This is a genomic window from Gelidibacter sp. (genome assembly GCF_053579655.1).
Map to the genome: position 1 here is coordinate 39821 of NZ_JBMDWE010000006.1, position 21128 is coordinate 60948.

20 protein-coding genes are annotated in these 21128 nt (G+C 37.5%); 18 read left to right on the forward strand and 2 right to left on the reverse strand.

Annotated features, from left to right (window positions below):
- Positions 1-6: 6 nt before the first annotated feature.
- From ACOH2D_RS04855 to ACOH2D_RS04890, 8 genes are all read left to right on the forward strand, one after another.
- On the forward strand, positions 7-810 hold the full coding sequence (locus ACOH2D_RS04855) for an anti-sigma factor (protein WP_348037030.1): 804 nt from the start codon (positions 7-9) through the stop codon (positions 808-810).
- Between the two features lie 231 nt (positions 811-1041).
- Positions 1042-1245: a membrane or secreted protein gene (locus ACOH2D_RS04860; RefSeq protein ID WP_449534532.1), complete on the forward strand. Its 204-nt coding sequence runs from the start codon at positions 1042-1044 to the stop codon at positions 1243-1245.
- Between the two features lie 6 nt (positions 1246-1251).
- The gene (locus tag ACOH2D_RS04865; RefSeq protein WP_348037026.1) at positions 1252-2364 is read left to right on the forward strand and encodes a glycosyltransferase; all 1113 of its coding nucleotides are present in this window, start codon (positions 1252-1254) and stop codon (positions 2362-2364) included.
- Entirely contained in the window at positions 2355-2897 is a 543-nt protein-coding gene (locus ACOH2D_RS04870; protein ID WP_348037024.1) for an RNA polymerase sigma factor, read from the forward strand. Before ACOH2D_RS04865 ends, ACOH2D_RS04870 begins: the two co-directional genes overlap by 10 nt.
- Positions 2898-2899: 2 nt before the next feature.
- Entirely contained in the window at positions 2900-4114 is a 1215-nt protein-coding gene (locus ACOH2D_RS04875) for an Nramp family divalent metal transporter (protein WP_348037022.1), read from the forward strand.
- A gap of 52 nt (positions 4115-4166) precedes the next feature.
- Positions 4167-5045 carry a lipoyl synthase gene (lipA, locus tag ACOH2D_RS04880; RefSeq protein WP_348037020.1) on the forward strand — a complete coding sequence of 293 codons (879 nt, stop codon included), beginning with the start codon at positions 4167-4169 and terminating at the stop codon, positions 5043-5045.
- Positions 5045-6040, forward strand: coding sequence for a type I glyceraldehyde-3-phosphate dehydrogenase (gap, locus tag ACOH2D_RS04885; RefSeq protein WP_449534533.1), 996 nt, complete (start codon positions 5045-5047; stop codon positions 6038-6040). The genes lipA and gap overlap by 1 nt, the downstream gene beginning before the upstream one ends.
- Before the next feature lie 51 nt (positions 6041-6091).
- A complete protein-coding gene (locus tag ACOH2D_RS04890) occupies positions 6092-8323 on the forward strand; it encodes an ATP-binding protein (protein WP_449534534.1) in 2232 nt (743 codons plus the stop codon).
- On the opposite strand, the gene lpxK is transcribed toward ACOH2D_RS04890, so the two are convergent.
- A complete protein-coding gene (lpxK, locus tag ACOH2D_RS04895; RefSeq protein WP_449534535.1) occupies positions 8316-9323 on the reverse strand; it encodes a tetraacyldisaccharide 4'-kinase in 1008 nt (335 codons plus the stop codon). The two genes, ACOH2D_RS04890 and lpxK, sit on opposite strands and share 8 nt — an antisense overlap.
- A 72-nt stretch (positions 9324-9395) precedes the next feature.
- The gene (locus ACOH2D_RS04900; RefSeq protein WP_449534536.1) at positions 9396-9923 is read right to left on the reverse strand and encodes a hypothetical protein; all 528 of its coding nucleotides are present in this window, start codon (positions 9921-9923) and stop codon (positions 9396-9398) included.
- A gap of 74 nt (positions 9924-9997) precedes the next feature.
- Between ACOH2D_RS04900 and ACOH2D_RS04905 the strand changes: the two genes are divergently transcribed.
- The 10 genes from ACOH2D_RS04905 to ACOH2D_RS04950 all read left to right on the forward strand — a co-directional run bounded on the left by ACOH2D_RS04905 (position 9998) and on the right by ACOH2D_RS04950 (position 21107).
- Entirely contained in the window at positions 9998-11092 is a 1095-nt protein-coding gene (locus ACOH2D_RS04905; protein WP_348037010.1) for a Nif3-like dinuclear metal center hexameric protein, read from the forward strand.
- Between the two features lie 2 nt (positions 11093-11094).
- The gene (locus ACOH2D_RS04910; RefSeq protein WP_348037008.1) at positions 11095-11877 is read left to right on the forward strand and encodes a zinc ribbon domain-containing protein; all 783 of its coding nucleotides are present in this window, start codon (positions 11095-11097) and stop codon (positions 11875-11877) included.
- A gap of 117 nt (positions 11878-11994) precedes the next feature.
- A complete protein-coding gene (gene msrA, locus ACOH2D_RS04915) occupies positions 11995-12645 on the forward strand; it encodes a peptide-methionine (S)-S-oxide reductase MsrA (protein ID WP_348037006.1) in 651 nt (216 codons plus the stop codon).
- Positions 12646-12758: 113 nt separating this feature from the next.
- Positions 12759-13424 carry a hypothetical protein gene (locus tag ACOH2D_RS04920; RefSeq protein WP_348037004.1) on the forward strand — a complete coding sequence of 222 codons (666 nt, stop codon included), beginning with the start codon at positions 12759-12761 and terminating at the stop codon, positions 13422-13424.
- A 311-nt stretch (positions 13425-13735) separates the two neighbouring features.
- Complete coding sequence (gene kynU / locus ACOH2D_RS04925; protein ID WP_348037002.1) at positions 13736-15004, forward strand: kynureninase; 1269 nt, start codon at positions 13736-13738, stop codon at positions 15002-15004.
- A 210-nt stretch (positions 15005-15214) separates the two neighbouring features.
- Positions 15215-16618 (forward strand): FAD-dependent oxidoreductase, encoded by a 1404-nt coding sequence (locus ACOH2D_RS04930; RefSeq protein ID WP_348037000.1) that lies wholly within the window; start codon positions 15215-15217, stop codon positions 16616-16618.
- 122 nt (positions 16619-16740) lie between these two features.
- A complete protein-coding gene (locus ACOH2D_RS04935) occupies positions 16741-17196 on the forward strand; it encodes a RidA family protein (protein WP_348036998.1) in 456 nt (151 codons plus the stop codon).
- A gap of 59 nt (positions 17197-17255) precedes the next feature.
- Positions 17256-18734, forward strand: a complete 1479-nt coding sequence (locus tag ACOH2D_RS04940) for an aldehyde dehydrogenase (RefSeq protein WP_449534537.1) — start codon at positions 17256-17258, stop codon at positions 18732-18734.
- A 121-nt stretch (positions 18735-18855) separates the two neighbouring features.
- Positions 18856-19638, forward strand: a complete 783-nt coding sequence (locus ACOH2D_RS04945; protein WP_449534538.1) for an SDR family oxidoreductase — start codon at positions 18856-18858, stop codon at positions 19636-19638.
- 938 nt (positions 19639-20576) lie between these two features.
- The gene (locus tag ACOH2D_RS04950) at positions 20577-21107 is read left to right on the forward strand and encodes a 3-hydroxyanthranilate 3,4-dioxygenase (protein ID WP_348035523.1); all 531 of its coding nucleotides are present in this window, start codon (positions 20577-20579) and stop codon (positions 21105-21107) included.
- Positions 21108-21128: the final 21 nt, after the last annotated feature.

Sequence of the window (21128 nt, forward strand, 5' to 3'; positions counted from 1 at the left end):
ATAAAAATGGAAAAAAAATTACAAGTTTTCATGGAATCGGGCCTATTGGATAGCTATATCTTAGGCACCACAACTCCTGACGAAAATCTGGAAGTTGAAAGTTATATCGCTGAATTCCCTGAAGTTGAAGCTGAATATGAAAGACTTCAAGATAATTTAGAAATCTTAGCAAAAGCACACACTGTAGAGGCTCCAAAATATATTTTGAATGCCGTTATCAAAGAAATAACAGATGACGTCCCGGTTATCCCGCTGCCATCACCTCCCACGCATAGTCGCGCACCTTGGTTTAGTATTGCAGCCAGCATTGCGGCCTTAATTTTTGGAGGATTATCTTACTTACTTTATGAACAAAATATATCTTTAGCCCTAGAAAATCAAGTGGTAGTGGATGAGATTTTTGACCTAAGAAGTGATATAGAAAACAATAACAACAAACTCGAGAACGTCATGCTTCAGTTTATGAAGTTGAACAATCCTGAAACTGAAAAATACGTTTTAAGAGGAAATTCAAGAGCTAAAAATCTTAAGACGGTGGCCTACATTAATGCTGTAGATAAAACGTCAATGATTGATGTAGTTTCTTTACCAAAGCTTCCTGAAAACCAAACCTATCAAATTTGGGCCGAGCTACAAGACAGAATGGTAAATCTTGGTATTTTGGATGAATCTGAACGCAACAAATTGAGAACAATTCCTTACATGGAAGATGCCTTAGGATTGAGTATTACCATAGAACCAAAATCTGGATCAAAAATAAATAATACCCATAATGAGAATTCTGTGGCAGAAGTCACCTTAAAGAATTGATTTAATTAAGAAGCTAAACCATATCTCGTTTCATATTCTGGGAGTAAAATACACATAAAAAGGCTGCTCATTCGAGCGGCCTTTCTGTTTATATACAGTTTATACTTTTTGATAAAAAATAGTCAGGGTTTGATGTTCTCTACTCATTTCAGTCCTTACACCACATAAATTACCACTTTATTAAAGATTCAAATTATTAAAAAGATGTATCTTTGTATAAATTTTGAACTGATGAAACTTTTAGTCATTACATTAATTCTCCTAGCACTTGCAGTTGCTGGTATTGCTATAAAAATATGGGCGAAAAAAGACGGGAAATTCGCTGGCACTTGTGCAAGTCAAAATCCTATGCTCAATAAAGAAGGTGCCCCTTGCGGGTTCTGTGGAAAAGCTCCTGATGAATTTGAAAACTGTAACGAACCACAACATTCTTAAGGGTTAATGATTATATTACATGTGCTTTTCTACATTTTTGTTGTAGTTATTTCTGTTCAACTTTTTTTTTATGCTTATGTTTTTTCGAAAGTAAAACAAAAAAAAGACGACGCTGTTAACTCCAATAAACCTACGATTTCCGTAGTTGTTTGTGCCAAGAATGAAGCTGAAAATTTAAAGACATTTTTGCCTTATATTCTAGAACAAGACTATCCAAACTTTGAATTGGTATTGATCAACGACAGCTCTACGGACAACACTTTACAGGTCATGGAGCGTTTTAAGGCCAATCATAGCAATATTAAAATCGTTAATGTCAAAAGCATTGAAACCTTCTGGGGAAATAAAAAATACGCCCTTACTTTAGGCATTAAAGCCGCCACCCATAACCACCTCCTGTTTACCGATGCCGATTGCAAACCGGCTTCCAACCAATGGATCAGTGAGATGGTCAGTAATTTTTCAAAAGATCATCAGCTTGTTTTGGGCTATGGTGCTTATGTCAAGGTCAAAAAATCGTTCCTAAACAAACTGATCCGTTTTGAAACTTTGATGACTGCCATTCAATACTTTTCTTATAGCAAATTAGGACAACCTTACATGGGTGTTGGAAGAAATTTAGCTTATACCAAAGATTTATTTTTTGAAGCTCGCGGATTCATGGATCATATGAACATTAAGTCTGGCGACGACGATCTTTTTGTCAATCAAATTGCCTCTGCTCAAAACACAACCATTTGTTTGTCCAAAAACAGTTTTACGGAGTCGCTTCCAAAAAATTCATTTAGTGATTGGATGATTCAAAAGCGCCGACATATTTCTACAGCAAAACATTACAAACAAAAACACAGGGCGATGTTGTCCTTATTTTATGTTTCGCAATTCTTGTTCCTCTTTTTAAGTATTGCACTGCTTAGCACGCTGTTTTATTGGGAAATCGTGCTTGGATTAATCGGTCTTAGATATATAGCACTGTTTATTTCTATGACACTAGCTGCAAAAAAATTAGAAGAAAAAGATCTGATTCCATTTTTTCCGTTTCTTGAAATATTTTTAATTATAGTGCAATTCGTTATCTTTATAAAAAATCTCATTTCAAAACCAACGCATTGGAAATAAAGGACATAATAAACAACGCAAAAAAAAATGACCAGTCTGCATTTAATATGCTGTTGGATTTTTTTTGGAATGATGTTTATGGTTTTCAATTGAAGCGTACAGAAAATGAAAATGACGCTGAGGATATTGCTATTCAAACCTTCTCAAAGGCCTTTGACAAAATTGATACTTATAACGATGAGTATGAATTTAAAACATGGTTGATTACAATTTCTAAAAACATTCATATTGATTTAATAAGAAAGAGAAAATCCTCCATTCAAAAGTCTCGTCACAATGACAACGAAGATTTTCACAATATAATAGATGAATCTCCTTCTCCTGAAGACAAACTCATTACTGAGCAAAACTTGGCCAAATTACTTCGAGACATCAAGAAGCTAAAGCCACATTATCAGGAAGTTATCAATTTGAGATATTTTCAAGAGCTAACTTACAAGGAAATTTCTGAAGAGCTTAACGAACCTATCAACAATGTTAAGGTTAAACTTTTGAGGGCAAAAAAATTACTGGCAGAAATAATTACTAAATAGTAATGCGCATCAGCTTAAAAAAAATAGGTCCCGGTTTATTGTTTGCCGGTGCAGCTATTGGCGTTTCGCATTTGGTACAATCTACAAGAGCTGGCGCTGATTTTGGTTATGGCCTTATTTGGGCCTTAATCCTTGTTCACATCTTTAAATATCCCTTCTTCCAATTTGGCCCGCGATACGCTTTGGCCACGGGCGAAAGTTTATTGGACGGTTATAAACGATTAGGAAAAGGCGTTTTAATCCTTTATTTCATCATCACATTTACGACCATGTTTACCATTCAAACGGCGGTAACTATTGTAACGGCCGGAATTGCCTCCTCTCTTTTTGGCAATTTCATTTCCACAGAATTATGGACCATCATCATTCTCTTCATTTGTTCCCTCATTCTGATTAAAGGAAAATATAAATTTCTTGATCAATTAATGAAAATCATCGTCATAACCCTTACTATAAGTACAGTGGTCGCTGTGATTCTTGTGTTCAAAACTGGCGGTCAGTCACCTTCATTTGCCCAAATACTGCCAAAAAACGCTATTGAAATTGGGTTTTTAATTGCTTTTATGGGTTGGATGCCGGCGCCTTTGGATGTTTCAGTATGGCAATCCCTTTGGGCTCTCGAAAAGCAAAAAGTCACTAAAGACTACGGGGTAAAATCATCGTTATTTGATTTTAACATCGGCTATATTGCAACCATAGTTATCGGACTTGGTTTTATTGCCTTAGGCGCTCTGGTCATGTTTCAAAGTGGAGATACCTTCAGCGCTAAAGCTGATGAATTCTCAAACCAACTCATTTCCATGTACACCAAAAGTTTAGGAAACTGGTCGTATCTCATAATTGGTATCGCCGCCTTTACAACGATGTTCAGTACAACACTAACCACATTGGATGCCTCGCCAAGAACTATGGCGAGAACTTCTGAATTGCTTTTTGGAAACTTTTCCAAACACAATTATTTGTTGTGGATTATTATTTTGATTGCAGGAACGGTTTCAATCTTCTTCTTTTTTGGCTCTGAAATGGGTCTTCTCATACAGATCGCCACCATCATTTCATTTTTGACGGCACCGTTTTATGCCATCATTAATTACAGGCTCATCAGCAGTATACATACGCCTGCCCGATGGCGTCCATCAATGAAAATGCACATCCTAAGCTGGTTAGGAATTCTATTCTTAATAGGTTTTAGCATTTGGTATCTCACCACACTATAATAACTATTTACAATTTTACTTTGTATCTTTGTGACTCAAAATCTGCGATTGAATGAGCACAGAAACGATAACAAAAGTGATTCCTGAACGTCAGCCAAAACCAAAATGGTTAAGGGTAAAACTACCAACAGGTAAAAAATATACAGAGCTTAGAAGCTTGGTGGACAAATATAGTTTGAACACCATCTGTACGTCTGGAAGCTGTCCAAACATGGGAGAATGTTGGGGAGAAGGAACAGCAACCTTCATGATTTTAGGAAATGTTTGCACACGTTCTTGTGGATTTTGCGGCGTAAAAACAGGACGTCCTGAAACCTTAGATTGGGATGAACCAGAAAAAGTGGCACGTTCCATCAAACTCATGAATATCAAGCACGCGGTTTTAACCAGTGTTGATAGAGATGATATCAAAGACATGGGAAGTATCATGTGGTCAGAAACGGTAAAAGCCGTACGTCGCATGAATCCTGAAATTACCTTGGAAACGCTTATCCCCGACTTTCAAGGCATAGAACAACATATTGATCGCATAATAGATGTTGCTCCAGAAGTGGTTTCACATAATATTGAAACAGTTAGGAGACTAACGCGAGAAGTGAGAATTCAAGCTAAATATGATCGCAGTTTAGGCGTTCTAAAATATCTGAAATCTCAGGGACAACGCCGTACAAAATCTGGCATCATGCTTGGTCTTGGAGAAACTCGCGAAGAAGTCATTGAAACCCTTCATGATTTAAGAGCCAATGATGTTGATATCGTCACCATTGGTCAATACTTACAACCAAGTAAAAAGCACTTGCCTGTACAACAGTTTATACTTCCAGATCAATTTAAAGAATACGAAACGATCGGATTAGAGCTTGGCTTTAGACATGTTGAAAGTAGCGCCTTGGTAAGATCATCTTACAAAGCTCAAAAACACATCCACTAATGATTAACGTTGCTATAAACGGGTTTGGTCGCATTGGCAGACGAGTATTTCGTCTTATTCAAGAACGTGATGATATGCAGGTGGTGGCCATCAATGATTTGGCAGATGCCCGAACCTTAAGTCACTTGTTAAAATACGACAGTATTCATGGCGTTTCAAAGAGCACCATTTCTTTCGATGATAATCACATCATTATAGACCAACAAAAGGTTTCTTTACTTAATCATAAACAGATTGACGATATTAATTGGACACCTTACCAGGTCGATTTTGTCATTGAATCTACAGGAAAATTTAAAACGACTACAGAATTAGAGAAACATATTACAAATGGTGCCAAAAAAGTTATTTTATCTGTTCCTCCTTTAGATGATTCCATTAAAACCATCGTCATAGGCGTTAACGACAACATCTTAACTGGCGATGAAACCATCATCTCAAATGCCTCTTGTACAACAAATAATGCCGCACCAATGATTGCGGTCATCGATGATCTTTGCGGTATTAAACAAGCTTATATTACAACAGTACACTCTTATACCACCGATCAAAGTTTACATGATCAACCCCATAAAGATTTAAGACGTGCCAGAGCCGCTGGCCAATCCATCGTGCCCACTACAACTGGAGCCGCAAAGGCGCTGACCAAGATATTTCCTAAACTAAACAATGTTATTGGAGGATGCGGTATTAGAGTTCCTGTTCCCAACGGTTCTTTAACCGATATCACTTTAAACGTTGAGCGGACCGTATCAATTGAAGAGATCAACCTAGCATTTAAAAAGGCTTCCGATACAAACTTTAAAGGTATTTTAGAATACACTGAAGATCCTATCGTATCGATTGATATTGTTGGAAATACACATTCTTGCATCTTTGACGCACAAATGACCTCCGTTATTGGCAATATGATCAAAATTATAGGATGGTATGATAATGAAACTGGGTATTCAAGTAGAATTATTGATTTAATAAGCAATTTGTCGAAGAAATAAGCGCTTTAGTCGAATAAATAATTATATTTGTTTCTCATAAAGTGACCAGAAATGTCCCAATACAAATTTTATATCGTTGCTTTTTTTGTTCTAACATCTTCTATACTATTCTCTCAAAATAGTGTTAACCAAGATGTTGACATTATAAAAATGCGCATTCAAAACTACATTACTCAATCTGGTTTTGAAACTGAGCGTGGTGACTATTATAATGCCAAAGAAAATCTCGAAAAGGCATTAACGCTTGCCAAACAAATTAACGACAAAAAAAGGCAAGGCAGCATCTACACCAAAATCGCGAAAGTTCAGTTTATAGTTGAAGAGCCCGAAAACGCCTTAGTTTCTTTAACAAAAGCATCAGAATTGCAGCGAGAAACCAATGATTACGCTAATTTGGCCATTACCTACAATGTTCGTGGCATCTTATATACGAGTAAAAAAGAATATCAAACGGCCTTGGAATATTTTAATTCTGCCAAATCCAGATTTGAAGAAGAAGGTCTTGAACGTCTAATTTCAGATGTCAGTTTAAACGAAGCCAAAGTTTATATTCAATTGAAAGATTATAAGACAGCTAAGGCCATGCTCGAAAAAACGATTATTCTAGCCAAAAAATATAATCAAGTGGGTATTTTAAGCAGTGCCTACATCAGCAGTGGCAAAGTTCAACAAAAATTAGGTAATTCAAACTTGGCACTTTCTTTGGCCAAGCAGGGACTGGAATTGGCCGAGCGCAATAATATTCCTGAATACATCACTGATAGTTATCTCACGCTTAGCGATATCTATCAAGAAAATGAAGACTATAAGCTCGCCAATGAATATTTAAGAAAACATATCAGTTTATCAGACTCGCTATTAAATATTAAACGCGAAAACCTATCGCCAGAAAGAAAATCGCAGTTTATAAATGAATATAAAGATTCTGAGTTTAAACAAATGGAAGTTAAGCTCGAAGAAGCCGATGCGTCGAATAATTTGACAAGGATTACAACCATTTTGAGTATCGCGTTGATCACCATTCTATCTTTATTGACCTTATCGCTTTACAAAAACAACAATATCAGACTTAAAACCAATAATATGCTTCATAAAAAAAATGATGAGCTTATTATTGCAAAGGAAAAAGCGGAGCTAGCGTCGAAAACAAAAGCCAACTTTTTATCTACCGTTACTCACGAACTCAGGACACCATTATATGCTGTGACAGGTTTAACCAATATGCTTTTGGATGAAGAACCAAAACCTGACCAGTTGCCGCACCTGAAATCGTTAAAATTTTCTGGGGATTACTTATTGACCTTTATTAATGATATCCTGCAAATCAATAAAATTGAGGCGAATAAAGTTGAACTGGATCCTGAAGTTTTCAATCTGAAGAAAAAGGTAGAAAATGTGATTTCTGCCTTAAGCAATTCAGCCTCGGACAATAACACAAAACTTCATTATGAATATGATGATGGTCTACCAACCACATTTATGGCCGACCAATTAAAGATTTCTCAAATTTTGATTAATCTTATTGGAAACGCGATTAAATTCACAAAAGATGGCGATATCTGGGTGAGATTGAAAAAACTAAATCAGACCAAAGACAACTATACGATACGCTTTGAAATAGAAGATAACGGCATTGGAATAACCAGAGAGAAACAAGAACACATGTTTGAAAGCTTCTCTCAAGGCTCGATTCAAATCAACCGAAAATACGGAGGAACCGGGCTTGGCCTTTCCATTGTAAAAGGACTTATTGACATTTTAAAAGGAAAAATTTACTTAAAGAGCGAACTTGGGAAAGGATCTTCGTTCTTTTTTGAAATCCCTATGACCTTTGCAACAGAACCAGTAATTAGCGAAAAACCTAAAACCCTTAACAAACTCAATGCTTTGGACTTGACAAATATCAAAATTTTGGTTGTTGAAGACAACAAAATCAACCAAATGATAACCCGAAAGATTTTAAATAAAATGAACCTTTATTGTGATGTTGTTGACAATGGCGAAGATGCGGTGGAACGCGTCAAAGAAGAACAATATGACATCGTCCTGATGGACATCCACATGCCTGGTATCAGCGGACTTGAAGCCACAAAAATTATTAGAACCTTTGATAAGGAACTGACTATTTTCGCCCTTACTGCCGTAACTATTGAAGATAAAATGCATGAATTTGACGAAGCAGGTTTTGATGACATCATCTCGAAGCCTTTCAAGCAGGAAGATTTTGAAAAGAAACTGTATAATGTTCTAAAAAAGAACAAGAAATCCTCAACGTCTATTTAACAAAACTACCTACCAATTTATCAAATTGTAATTGTCTATCAATTTTCATTTCAATTGGCAAATAATAGATGGCTTCACGGTCACCAAAATGAGGCTGCAAACGCATCATATCTTTTTCGGTCGTGACAATCAGTTGTTTTTGTTTTAAATTACTCAGATCACTTTCATTAAAATCGTGATGATCCTTGAATTTCAAATGCTCAAACTGCAAGCCTAAAGCTGTCAAATACTCCACTAAAGGTTTGGGATTGGCAATTCCTGTGACCAGGGTAAAAGATCGATTCTTAAGCGTCTTTAAATCCAGATGTTCTTTAGCATTTCTTATAGAATTAGAATAGGCAATACTTGCAAAAAACACTTCTTGATGCGCTAAAGCATTTATCTTAGCTTTAATTTTCTTTTTCTTTTTTTCAGATATATTTTCGGGACATTTAGTCACTACGATAATATCAGCGCGTTTGGCACCTTGTCTGGGCTCTCTTAAATTTCCAGTCGGCAATAAGATATCGTCTGTATAAAGATCATCATAGGAAGTCAATAAAATGTGATACCCCGCTTTTACCTTTCGATGCTGAAATGCATCATCGAGTAACACCACTTCAGGAGGATTTTGCAATGCCATTAATTGAGAAATCCCATGGACTCTATCGCCATCAACACTCACAACAACATCTTCAAACTTTTGATGAAACTGAAAAGGCTCATCTCCGATGGTTAATGCCGTAGCATTTTTATCAGCCACAACAAAACCCTTGGTTTGTCTTTTATAACCTCTGCTAAGCGTTGCAATATGATGATCAGATTTTAATAAACGAATTAAGTATTCAATCATGGGCGTTTTACCGGTGCCTCCAACACTTAAATTCCCAACACATATCACAGGAAAATCATAAGCAGTTGATTTTTTAATTCCCCAATCATATAATTTATTTCGCAACCAGGTTACCAAATAATAAACTGGAACAACAGGGAAAAGTAAATACCTTATTAATTTCATCATGCAGGCAAAGTTATTGCAACTAAGAGAAAATACAGCTAAGTATTTTCTGTAAAGAAACGTCTTTTGATCATTTTATCGTTCAGCACGCTTATTCTCAGGCATATTGACAGCACCACAACCATCAACTAAGATGTGTCCATTTTCATTAACCACTCTCATAGCTACTTTAAAATCCTCCCAATCAATTCCCTTAACCATTACATATCCTGTTTTCGGATCAAATGTATCCAATTCAAAACCTTCAGAAGGATAATCCTGAGCGTCAACCAAAGGATCCGCTAATAAACCAATTCTTGGATTTGCCTCCCAAGCCAAGATGACGATGTTTTCTAATTCTGTTTTTAATTTATCAGTGGCAAGAGGAGATTTTCTTGCAAATTCGAGAATTTCAAGGTGATTAATACTTTCAATGTAAGAATTGATAAAATCGAGTGCCACCTGATAGTTCTCATCTTCAGAAGACGCCTCACTGTCAAGAGGTTCATACAAATCGGAATTTGGAAGATCCAAATCCGACCCTTCAACATCAGAAGACTTTTTATTCCCCGATTGACAGGCCAATAAACTTATTGAGAAAAAGAGGATAATTATGTATTTCATAATAATCAAAGGACTTGTTTACCACGAAAATATAATATTTTATCTTTGTAAGGAACCTAAAAACTAAAAACAATATGATTATTCAAGATGTCATCAATTATCTCGAAGAATTGGCACCTTTAGCTTATGCCGAAGATTTTGATAACGTTGGCTTGTTGGTGGGTAATAAAAACAATCCACTTACGGGCGTTTTAGTGACCTTGGACACTCTTGAAAGTGTTGTGGATGAAGCCATAGAGAAAGACTGCAATTTAATTGTCAGCTTCCATCCCATCATTTTCAAAGGTCTAAAAAAATTGAACGGCTCCAATTATGTAGAGCGCGTCGTCCTTAAGGCCATTAAACATGATATTGCTATTTACGCCATTCATACGGCATTGGACAATTGTCTACAAGGCGTCAACGACATTATTTGCAATACTTTAGGTATCGAAAATAAAAAAATATTACTTCCGCAACAAGGCACTATCAAAAAACTGACTACCTATGTTCCACAAAAGGATGCTGAGGCTTTACGACTAGCATTGTTTCAATCTGGCGCTGGCACCATTGGCAATTATGCCGATTGTAGTTTTAATACGGAAGGCATTGGCACTTTTAAAGGCAACGAAACGTCCAATCCTAAAGTTGGCAAACGCGGGGAATATCGACAGGAGCAAGAAACCCAGATTTCAGTAACGTTTCAAAAACATTTGGAACGCAACATTTTGAACGCACTTTTTCAAAGCCATCCTTACGAAGAAGTCGCATTTGAAGTGACCACCTTAGATAATTACAATCAACACATTGGCATGGGAATGGTTGGCGAGCTTGAAAATGAGATGGAAACCGAAGCATTTTTAAATTTCGTAAAGCAAAAAATGAAGGTTTCTTGTGTAAAACATTCAAAATTAACCAAAAATAAAGTCAAGCGTATTGCAGTGCTTGGAGGCTCCGGAAGTTTTGCTATTGCAGCGGCAAAGTCAGCACAGGCCGACGTTTTCATTACTTCTGACTTAAAATACCACGACTTTTTTTCAGCAGAAGGTCAAGTGATTTTAGCAGATATTGGGCATTATGAAAGCGAACAGTTCACAAAAACCTTTTTAGCCGAGTATCTCTCAAAAAAAATTACTAATTTTGCAATCGTTTTATCGACGATAAACACCAATCCTGTAAAGTATTTATAATTATGGCAAAAAAAGCTGACCTTTCTGTTGAAGACCGATTAAGAGCGTTGTATGATCTACAACTTATTGACTCTAGAATTGACGAAATCAGAAATATTAGAGGTGAACTTCCTTTAGAAGTAAGAGATTTAGAAGATGAAGTTGAAGGACTTAATACTAGACTTGAAAAATTAAACGGTGGCCTGTCACTCGTTGATGAGGATATCAAATCAAAAAAGAATCTTATTGAAGAAGCTAAAGCTTTAATCAAAAAATACGGCGAGCAGCAAAAAAACGTTAGAAATAACAGAGAATTCAATTCAATTACCAAAGAAATCGAATTTCAAGAATTGGAGATTGAGTTAGCTGAAAAGCACATCAAGGAATTTAAAGCCAATATTGATCAGAAAAAAGAAGTTATTTCTGAAACCAAAGACCGTTTGAAAGACCGTCAATCACATTTGAAGCACAAAAAAGGCGAATTGAATGCCATTTTAGCTGAAACTGAAAAAGAAGAAACTGCACTGATCAAAAAATCAGAAGAGTATCAAAATACAATTGATGAGCGTTTAGTAAGTGCTTACCACAGAATTAGAAAGAATGTTAAAAATGGCTTAGCTGTTGTAGCTATTGAAAGAGGTGCTTCTGGCGGATCTTTCTTTACCATTCCACCACAAGTGCAAGTAGAGATTGCCTCACGTAAAAAGGTAATTACAGATGAGCACAGTGGACGTATATTGGTTGATGCCGAATTAGCTGATGAGCAAAAAGAAAAAATGGAAAAAATGTTTGCTAAATTAAGCTAAACAAAATATAATTTATAGTTAAAAAGCCTTTACAATATGTAAGGGCTTTTTATTTTGACGTAACTTTCATATATACTTTAGTCCTTTATCTTGTTAAGCAATTAATAAATTACACTTATGAAATCACTTGTCTTATCATTATCACTGATATTTATATTCAGTTGCCAGAACAATGCACAAACCAATCCTAAACAGCAGGCTGTGAAAACTGCCTTACCCGTAGAAGTTCCTATGAAGGACGGAAAAGCAAAAGCCTATTTTGCCAGTGGGTGTTTTTGGTGTGTCGAAAACATTTATGAGCATGTGAAAGGAGTTAGCGAAGTTATTAGTGGTTACGCTGGAGGCCATACCCAAAATCCAACCTACGAATCAAACAATACTGGTACAACTGGACATGCTGAATCCGTTGAAGTTATTTACGATCCCAATGTGGTGAGTTTTGCAACCTTGGTCGATGTCTATTTCGGTTCTCAAAACCCAACCCAAGTCAATGGTCAAGGCAACGACAAAGGTTCACAATACCGTTCCATCATTTTTTATCAGAATGACGCCCAGAAAAATATCATTGAAGAAAAGAAAGCAGCGTTGGCAAAGAAACTCAATGAACCCATTGCGGCAGAAGTTTATCCTTTTCAAAAATTTTGGGTTGCCGAAGATTACCATCAGGATTATGAAAAAAAACATCCTGACAACTCCTATATCCAAAACGTATCCATCCCAAGATATGAACGTTTTAAAGCGAAATTTCCAGAGTTAATTAAAAAATAGAATTTTCCAAACCTGACAGGTTTCAAAAACCTGTCAGGTTTTTTTAATGTATCTTAAACACTAAAATTAAAACTTACAAATCATTCATCGTTATCTTTACATAAAAACAGGATATGAAAAATTCATTAATCTCCCTCGTACTAATTGCTTTATTCTTTTCTTGTAAGCAAAAAGAAGAACCTAAAACCATTGTAAAAGAATGGACCACAGCTGAAAAAATCGCCAATGCCAATGGAATTCAGAACTGGAAAAACGTAACCGAATTACAGTTTACCTTTAATGTTGATAAGGACACTACGCATTTTGAACGGTCGTGGACTTGGCATCCTAAAACAGACGATATCACCATGATTTCGGGAAAAGATACCGTTACCTACAATCAGAAATCAGTGGATAGCAGCTCTATGAATGCCGATAAAGCTTTTATAAATGACAAATATTGGTTGTTGGCACCCTTTCATTTGGTTTGGGATAAGACAATCACCATTTCTGAAACCTCAATAGTCGAAGCACCTATCAGCAAAACCCAACTGAACAAAATTACCATCACTTACCCAAATACAGGTGGTTATACGCCTGGCGATGCCTACGATTTATTTTTTGGTGATGATTATCTTTTAAAAGAATGGAATTATAGAAAAGGAAACTCGAAAGAACCCACCATGACCACAACTTGGGAAGATTATGAAGATTTCAAAGGCATTAAAATATCAAAACTCCATAAAAGATCAGATATTAACTGGAAACTTTCTTTTACCAACATTAAAGTCATGGACTAATTGTTTTTTTTAAATCAATGAAAACATCCAAACTATGAGTATAGGACCTATAAGGTATATTCATAGAATATTTTGCAGATGCGTCCCCAGATATTGAAAGAGCTTCCACTAACCAAGTTGAAGCTCTTTTTTTGTCAAATAAAGCTTAGAAAAACCATGTCGCGCACCTAACTTTCAAGATAAAATGATGCCTGACTTTCAACATAACATCAAACGCAAATAATCTTTTCATCTTTTAAATTCTCCATTTTTCTGACCACATTTCTAAACTTATAATTCCTATTTTTGTGTAGAACCGTAAATCACATACCTTGTCAAACTACAAATTAGGTTTAGAATACGCTAAACAACAAGACCAAAATGATCCTTTGGCACCTTACAGAAATCGTTTCCACATTCCAAAAGACAAGCATGGGAAAGATGTGATCTATATGACTGGTAATTCACTCGGTCTTCAACCCAAATCAACCAAAGATTATATTAATCAGGAATTGGAAGATTGGGCAAACCTCGGTGTTGAAGGGCATATGGAAGCGAAACATCCTTGGCTACGTTACCACGAATTCCTAACCGAAAGCATGGCTAAAGTTGTGGGTGCGAAACCTATTGAAGTCGTTGTCATGAATACCTTGACCGCCAATCTTCATTTGATGATGGTGTCTTTTTACCAACCGACTCCAAAACGCTATAAAATTTTGATTGAAGCGGACGCTTTTCCGTCAGATAAATATGCCGTTGAATCCCAATTGCGTCATCATGGTTTTGATGCCAAAGATGGATTGATTCTTTGGAAAGCCAGAAAAGGCGAAGAATTAGCTGATTATAACGATTTAGAAGCTATTCTGAACGAACATGGCGATGATATAGCATTGATCATGATTGGTGGCGTTAATTATTACACCGGGCAGTTTTTTGATTTGAAACGTATTACGCAACTTGGCCATAAGCACGGTTGCATGGTTGGATTTGACTGTGCGCATGGCGCTGGAAATGTAGAACTGAACTTACACGATTCAGGTGCTGATTTTGCGGTTTGGTGTACTTATAAATATCTCAATTCTGGCCCAGGAAGTTTGGGCGGCTGTTTTGTAAATGAACGACATGCCTATAATAAAGATCTGAACCGTTTTGCGGGTTGGTGGAGCCATAATAAGGAAACACGTTTTAAAATGCGCGACGAATTCGACCAACTCCCAGGTGCTGAAGGTTGGCAATTGAGTAATCCGCCAATTTTATCGATGGCAGCCATAAGAGCATCATTGGATATTTTTGCCGAAGTCGGCATGGAAAAACTAACCCAAAAATCCAAACACCTCACAGGGTATTTTGAGTTTTTAATCCACGAACTCAACCATGAGGATATCAAAATCATCACGCCGTCAAATCCAGATGAGCGCGGATGTCAATTATCTATTCAAGTAAAAAATGCCGATAAGCGACTGCATCAGCAGTTGACTGAATCTGGTGTTATTAGTGATTGGCGCGAACCTGATGTGATTCGTTGTGCGCCTGTACCTTTATACAATTCGTTTCAAGATGTTTATTATTTGGTGGAGAAGATGAGAGAGATATTAAAATAACCTGAAGGCTGTATAAAGCAGAAAGTTCAAGGCATGAAGCACGACGTTAAAAACAGGAGAAATTTCATTTGTAGCTATATTTCAAAACGCGCCTGAGTCAAAAATTCTTTCGCTTGGTCATTGAGCTTGTCGAAATGAAGGGAATGAAGACGGAAGGGTTGAAAATAATTATTTAAAACAGAAGATTCCCGCCTTCGCGGGAATGAATATATGAAAGACAAACAAAACATACTCATCATCGGCGCAGGACTTTGCGGCAGCTTACTCGCTTTACGTTTAGGTCAGCGCGGTTATAACGTAAATGTTTACGAAATGCGTCCAGATTTACGAACCGTAGAAATCAGCGCTGGTCGATCCATCAATTTGGCACTTTCAGATAGAGGGTTTAAAGCGATGAAACTGGTCGGCATTGAAGATAAAGTCAGAGAACTTTGCATCCCAATGAATGGACGGATGTTGCATGATGTGGAGGGCAACATGGTCATGGCACCTTACAGCGGGCGTGATCATGAATACATCAACTCTATCTCTCGTGGCCTATTGAATGCCCTATTGATGGACGAAGCCGAAAAACATGAGAATGTCAAATTTCATTTCAATAAAAAATGTAAATCTGTGGACTTCGAAAAAACCACAGCTTTATTTGAAGATCATAATTCTAAAGATGAATTTGTAGAAGATGCTGATATTATCATCGCTACCGATGGTGCAGGTTCAGTCATGCGACAAAGTTATTTTTTAGGCAAAAAATTCCTATTCAGTTTTTCTCAAGACTGGTTATCGCATGGCTACAAAGAACTCAGCTTCCATCCAACTGAAAACGGCGATTACAAAACCTATAAAAACGCCTTACATATTTGGGGTCGTGATAGTTTTATGTTGATTGCCTTACCGAATTTGGACGGCAGTTTTACGGTAACTTTATTTTTAAGTTATGAGGACGGCGAATACAATTTTGGCAATTTGACCACTCCTGAAAAAGTGATCGAATTTTTCCAAAAGTACTTTAAGGATGCTTTGGAATTGATGCCTAATCTGGTGGATGATTTCTTTACCAATCCTACATCGCCCTTAGGGACCGTAAAATGTTCGCCTTGGCATTATAAAGGTAATACGCTTTTAATGGGCGATGCCGCACACGCCGTTGTACCTTTTTATGGACAAGGGATGAATGCGTCTTTTGAAGATGTGACCATATTTGATAAAGTTTTGGATGAAGATCATGACGACTGGGAAACCGTCTTTAAAGTCTATGAACAGAATCGTAAACAAGACACCGATGCCATCGCCGATTTGTCAATGGACAATTTCCATGAAATGAAAGGCCACGTCAACAAAGCTATTTTCAGAGAAAAGCGTAACTTGGAGATGGCCTTGGAAAAGAATTTCCCAAACGACTATTCTTCAAAATATTCATTGGTTACCTTTCAGGAGAATATTGGTTACAGAGAAGCGATGTTAAGAGGTCGTGCACAAGACAAAGCCATCTTGAATATGTTGGCCGACAAGATAATTGACCTCAACGACGATTTAAAAACCAATTTAGAAAAAGTAAAAACTGTGACCGAAGAAATTTTAGAAGACGATATGGTAGCGAAAAATCTTAAGCATTAACCTAACAAAAACTCCTTCCCTTTGTAAGGGAAGGTGGATTCAATTCCAGTAAAGGAATTGAAGACGGAAGGGTTTTTATAAAACCTGTGAGGTCTTGACAACAACTTATAAGATTAAAAAAAATGAGTAGAGAAAAAAAAGAGGCTCCAACCGCCCTGTCTAACGAACAGGCAGGCGCAGGAACTGGTGTCACACCAAGAGGCGCCTATCCTGCCACTAAACGTGCTGGCGATTTTATATATGTATCTGGAACCAGTTCACGTCGTGCAGACAATACCATTGCCGGTGTTGACATCATTGACAACTTAGGCACCAAACATTTGAATGCCGAAGTCCAGACTCGCGAGGTCATTAGAAACATTGAAAAGAATCTCGCCAAAGAAGGCGCATCTCTGAAAGACGTGGTGGATGTCACGTCATTTTTAGTTAATATGAATGATTTTGCAGGTTACAATAAAGCCTACGCTGAATTTTTTGATAAAGAAACCGGACCAACCAGAACGACTGTGGCGGTGCATCAATTGCCACATCCGGATTTGGTGGTAGAGATTAAGGTGGTCGCATATAAAAAACAATAATTTGACAGACCTCTCAGTTTTTAAAACCTGAGAGGTCTTAAAATAAAATTCGTGAATTGGTGGCAAATAGAGAGAAACAAGATGAGATTCCTGCCTCCACAGGAATACGAAACTACATCAACGGTCAGTACATCAATCCAATTCAAGACAATTGGCTGGATAACTATTGCCCAGCTACTGGCGAAGTCTACGGAAAAATCCCGAACTCATCCAAAGCCGATGTAGAAAACGCGCATCTCGCGGCTAAATCCGCATTCCCAAGCTGGTCACAAACCACTTTCGAAGAACGCAGTAGAATCCTTATCAAGATTTCAGAATTATTAGAGGATAATTTGCAGCGTTTAGCCGAAGCTGAAAGCAAAGACAATGGAAAACCGGTATCGCTAGCAAAGGAAGTTGACATTCCAAGAGCGGCGAGTAATTTTCGATTTTTCGGGAATGCCATTACACAATTTGCCAGTGAAAGTCACGAAAGCGTCGGTCAGGATGCCATCAACTTTACCTTGCGCCAACCTATTGGTGTGGTGGGTTGTATTTCACCTTGGAACCTTCCACTCTATCTCTTTACTTGGAAAATCGCCCCGGCCATTGCGGCAGGAAACTGTGTGGTTGCCAAACCAAGTGAAGTTACACCGATGACCGCTTATTTACTTGGCGAAATTTGCACAGCAGCAGGTTTGCCAAAAGGTGTGCTAAACATTGTTCATGGATTAGGAACAACTACAGGTCAAGCCATCATAGAACACCCAGGGATTAAGGCTATTTCCTTTACTGGCGGTACAGCAACAGGCGCTCAAATTGCCAAAGTTGCCGCACCACTATTTAAAAAATTGTCTTTGGAATTGGGCGGAAAAAATCCAAACATCATTTTTGCTGATTGTGATTATGACGACATGTTGACTACGACAGTACGTTCCTCGTTTTCCAATCAAGGTCAGATTTGTTTATGCGGCAGCCGTATTTTTGTAGAAGCTTCCATCTACGACAAATTCAAAACAGATTTTGTCGCCAAAGTCAAAGCGCTTAAAGTTGGACATCCATCAGAAGCATCAACCAATATCGGTGCCTTAGTATCCAAACAACATTTCAAAAAAGTGATGGATTATATAGAAATTGCTAAAGCAGAACACGGAAAAATTCTTTGCGGTGGCAATAAAGTAGTTGTGAAGGGTTATGAAAACGGGTATTATTTGGAACCGACCGTTATTGAAGTCGTTTCAAATGACTGCCGCATCAATCAAGAAGAAATATTTGGACCTGTGGTCACTATTATGCCTTTTGAAAGTGAAGTTGAAGTTTTGGAAATGGCCAACAAAGTCAAATACGGATTATCAGCAACCCTTTGGACGAACGATTTAAAACGCACAATGCGAATGGCCAATCAATTGCAAGTTGGAATTGTTTGGATAAATACGTGGATGATGCGCGATTTACGAACACCTTTTGGTGGCGTAAAAGCATCTGGCATTGGTCGTGAGGGCGGATTTGAAGCCTTACGTTTTTTTACGGAGGCGAAGAATGTTTGTATAAAGTATTGAAAAAGAACAAAGATCATAGAATCAAGAACAAAGACCATTTTCAAGTCTATTTTCTATATTCTATTTTCTTTAATCCAATTAATTAACCCTAAAAGATCCCTGCCTTCGCAGGGAGTATGTTATGGATTTAAAACTAAACAACAAATTCGCATTAGTTTGCGGAAGTACAGCAGGAATAGGTAAAGCAACTGCCATATCATTAGCTAATGAAGGTGCAATCGTGACTTTAGTGGCTAGAAATGAAGATAAATTAAAGCAGGTTATTTCTGAATTGTCCAACTCAAAAAAACATAGCTATATCGCGGCCGATTTTTCAAACCCTGACGAATTACAAAATAAGGTTTCTGATTTCATCAAAAAAAATCACGGCTTCCATATTTTGGTAAACAATACGGGAGGCCCTGCAGGAGGACCAGTTTTTACCGCAAAGATTGAGGAATTTGAAAATGCGTTTACCCACCATTTAAAGTGCAATCATGTTTTGGCACAAACAGTTGTTCCATTTATGAAAGAAGAAGGTTATGGACGAATTATCAATATCATTTCTACTTCGGTAAAACAACCTTTGGACGGTCTTGGAGTAAGTAATACCATACGTGGCGCTGTTGCGAATTGGAGCAAAACTTTGGCCAATGAGCTTGGACAATTTGGAATTACAGTCAATAATGTGCTTCCAGGAGCCACGGACACGGATCGTCTGGCAGAAATCATCAAAAACAATTCGGTTAAAACGGGCAATAGTGTTGAAGAGTCAGCCAACGCCATGAAAAGTGGCGTTCCTGCCAAACGTTTTGCAAGACCTGAGGAATTGGCCTATGCCGTTACATTTTTAGCGAGCGACTGTGCAAGTTATATCAACGGAGTGAATCTTCCTGTTGATGGCGGACGTACGAAATCATTGTGAAAATAGGAGTAAAGATAAAAGAACAAAGACTTTCTGTTCTGCCGTTTTATACTTAATTATAATTGCTAAATCTGCGTGAGGAATGGAGGCATTGTTGGAGCTCCTCGCAGAGAGCGACTGCCGAGAGCCCGACCCGCGAGGGACACGCCCAAAAAACAAAACTATGAACCTAGTATCTCTATAAATTTCTAGGATTGAAGAATTTCCAATAGTTATTAACTCTAATGCTTCGCCTTGCATAAAGCTATATTTACCTACCCGCAATATCAGTCATCACAACTTTTTAATTATCCACCGAATCTTCAGCAAAATTGAAAAACGTGTGAGCTCTTCTTATAAACAGCAACTTTTTTAACTAGTTGATAAGTGAAATCTTTTTAATTCATGGAATTTAATCCAAAGAACTAAGACTAAACACTTTCTGTTCTGCCGTATTATACTTAATTTTAATTGCTGAATCTGCGTGAGGGATGGAGGCATTGTTGGAGCTCCTCGCAGAGAGCGACTGCCGAGAGCCCGACCCGCGAGGGACACGCCCAAAAAACAAAACTATGAACCTAGTATCTCTATAAATTTCTAGGATTGAAGAATTTCCAATAGATACTAAAAATAATGCCTCGCCTTGCATAAAGCTATATTTACATACCCGCAATATCAGTCCTCACAACTTTTTAATTATCCACCGAAGCTTCAGCGAAGGAGGAAAACCTCTGAGGTCTGCTTATAAACTGTTATTTTTTGACTAGTGGATATGAAATATCTTTATCATTGATGGAATTTAATCCAAAGAACGAAGACTAAACACTTTCTGTTCTGCCGTTTTATACTTAATTTTAATTGCTGAATCTGCGTGAGGGATGGAGGCATTGTTGGAGCTCCTCGCAGAGAGCGACTGCCGAGAGCCCGACCCGCTAGGGACACGCCCAAAAAACAAAACTATGAACCTAGTATCTCCCATTAATTTCAAGGAATGGATTGAAGAAAACCGTCATTTATTGAAACCTCCGGTTGGAAATAAAGTGGTTTGGCAAGATGGCGACTTTATTGTCATGGTTGTTGGCGGTCCGAATAATAGAAAAGACTATCATTATAACGAAACGCCTGAGTTCTTCTATCAAATTGAAGGCGATATCGTTTTGAAAATAATCGATAAGGGCACGCCAAAAGATGTGCATATCAAAGAAGGGGATATTTATTTATTACCTCCAAAAGTGCCACATTCGCCACAACGTGGCGCAAATACCGTGGGATTGGTGATTGAATATAAAAGACCGGAAGGCATGCGCGATGCACTGCTTTGGTTTTGTGAAAACTGTACGACGCAATTATATGAGGAGGATTTTACGGTTGAGAATATCGAAACGGATATGCCAAAAATATTTGATAAATATTATAGTGACGAGAACAAACGCAAGTGTCCGAACTGCGGCGAATTGATGGAGCCTCCTAAGAAGGTTAAGATTGATTAGCAAAAAATTCCTTTGTGATAT

Excerpts from the sequence above, each read along its gene's own strand:
- ACOH2D_RS04935 (WP_348036998.1), top strand. The coding sequence starts at position 16,741 with ATGAGTAGAGAAAAAAAAGAGGCTCCAACCGCCCTGTCTAACGAACAG.
- ACOH2D_RS04875 (WP_348037022.1), top strand. The coding sequence starts at position 2,900 with ATGCGCATCAGCTTAAAAAAAATAGGTCCCGGTTTATTGTTTGCCGGT.
- ACOH2D_RS04865 (WP_348037026.1), top strand. The coding sequence starts at position 1,252 with ATGATTATATTACATGTGCTTTTCTACATTTTTGTTGTAGTTATTTCT.
- ACOH2D_RS04920 (WP_348037004.1), top strand. The coding sequence starts at position 12,759 with ATGAAAAATTCATTAATCTCCCTCGTACTAATTGCTTTATTCTTTTCT.
- ACOH2D_RS04855 (WP_348037030.1), top strand. The coding sequence starts at position 7 with ATGGAAAAAAAATTACAAGTTTTCATGGAATCGGGCCTATTGGATAGC.
- ACOH2D_RS04950 (WP_348035523.1), top strand. The coding sequence starts at position 20,577 with ATGAACCTAGTATCTCCCATTAATTTCAAGGAATGGATTGAAGAAAAC.
- gap (WP_449534533.1), top strand. The coding sequence starts at position 5,045 with ATGATTAACGTTGCTATAAACGGGTTTGGTCGCATTGGCAGACGAGTA.
- ACOH2D_RS04945 (WP_449534538.1), top strand. The coding sequence starts at position 18,856 with ATGGATTTAAAACTAAACAACAAATTCGCATTAGTTTGCGGAAGTACA.
- ACOH2D_RS04890 (WP_449534534.1), top strand. The coding sequence starts at position 6,092 with ATGTCCCAATACAAATTTTATATCGTTGCTTTTTTTGTTCTAACATCT.
- ACOH2D_RS04860 (WP_449534532.1), top strand. The coding sequence starts at position 1,042 with ATGAAACTTTTAGTCATTACATTAATTCTCCTAGCACTTGCAGTTGCT.
- ACOH2D_RS04905 (WP_348037010.1), top strand. The coding sequence starts at position 9,998 with ATGATTATTCAAGATGTCATCAATTATCTCGAAGAATTGGCACCTTTA.
- lipA (WP_348037020.1), top strand. The coding sequence starts at position 4,167 with ATGAGCACAGAAACGATAACAAAAGTGATTCCTGAACGTCAGCCAAAA.
- ACOH2D_RS04930 (WP_348037000.1), top strand. The coding sequence starts at position 15,215 with ATGAAAGACAAACAAAACATACTCATCATCGGCGCAGGACTTTGCGGC.
- ACOH2D_RS04900 (WP_449534536.1), bottom strand. The coding sequence starts at position 9,923 with ATGAAATACATAATTATCCTCTTTTTCTCAATAAGTTTATTGGCCTGT.
- msrA (WP_348037006.1), top strand. The coding sequence starts at position 11,995 with ATGAAATCACTTGTCTTATCATTATCACTGATATTTATATTCAGTTGC.
- ACOH2D_RS04910 (WP_348037008.1), top strand. The coding sequence starts at position 11,095 with ATGGCAAAAAAAGCTGACCTTTCTGTTGAAGACCGATTAAGAGCGTTG.
- lpxK (WP_449534535.1), bottom strand. The coding sequence starts at position 9,323 with ATGATGAAATTAATAAGGTATTTACTTTTCCCTGTTGTTCCAGTTTAT.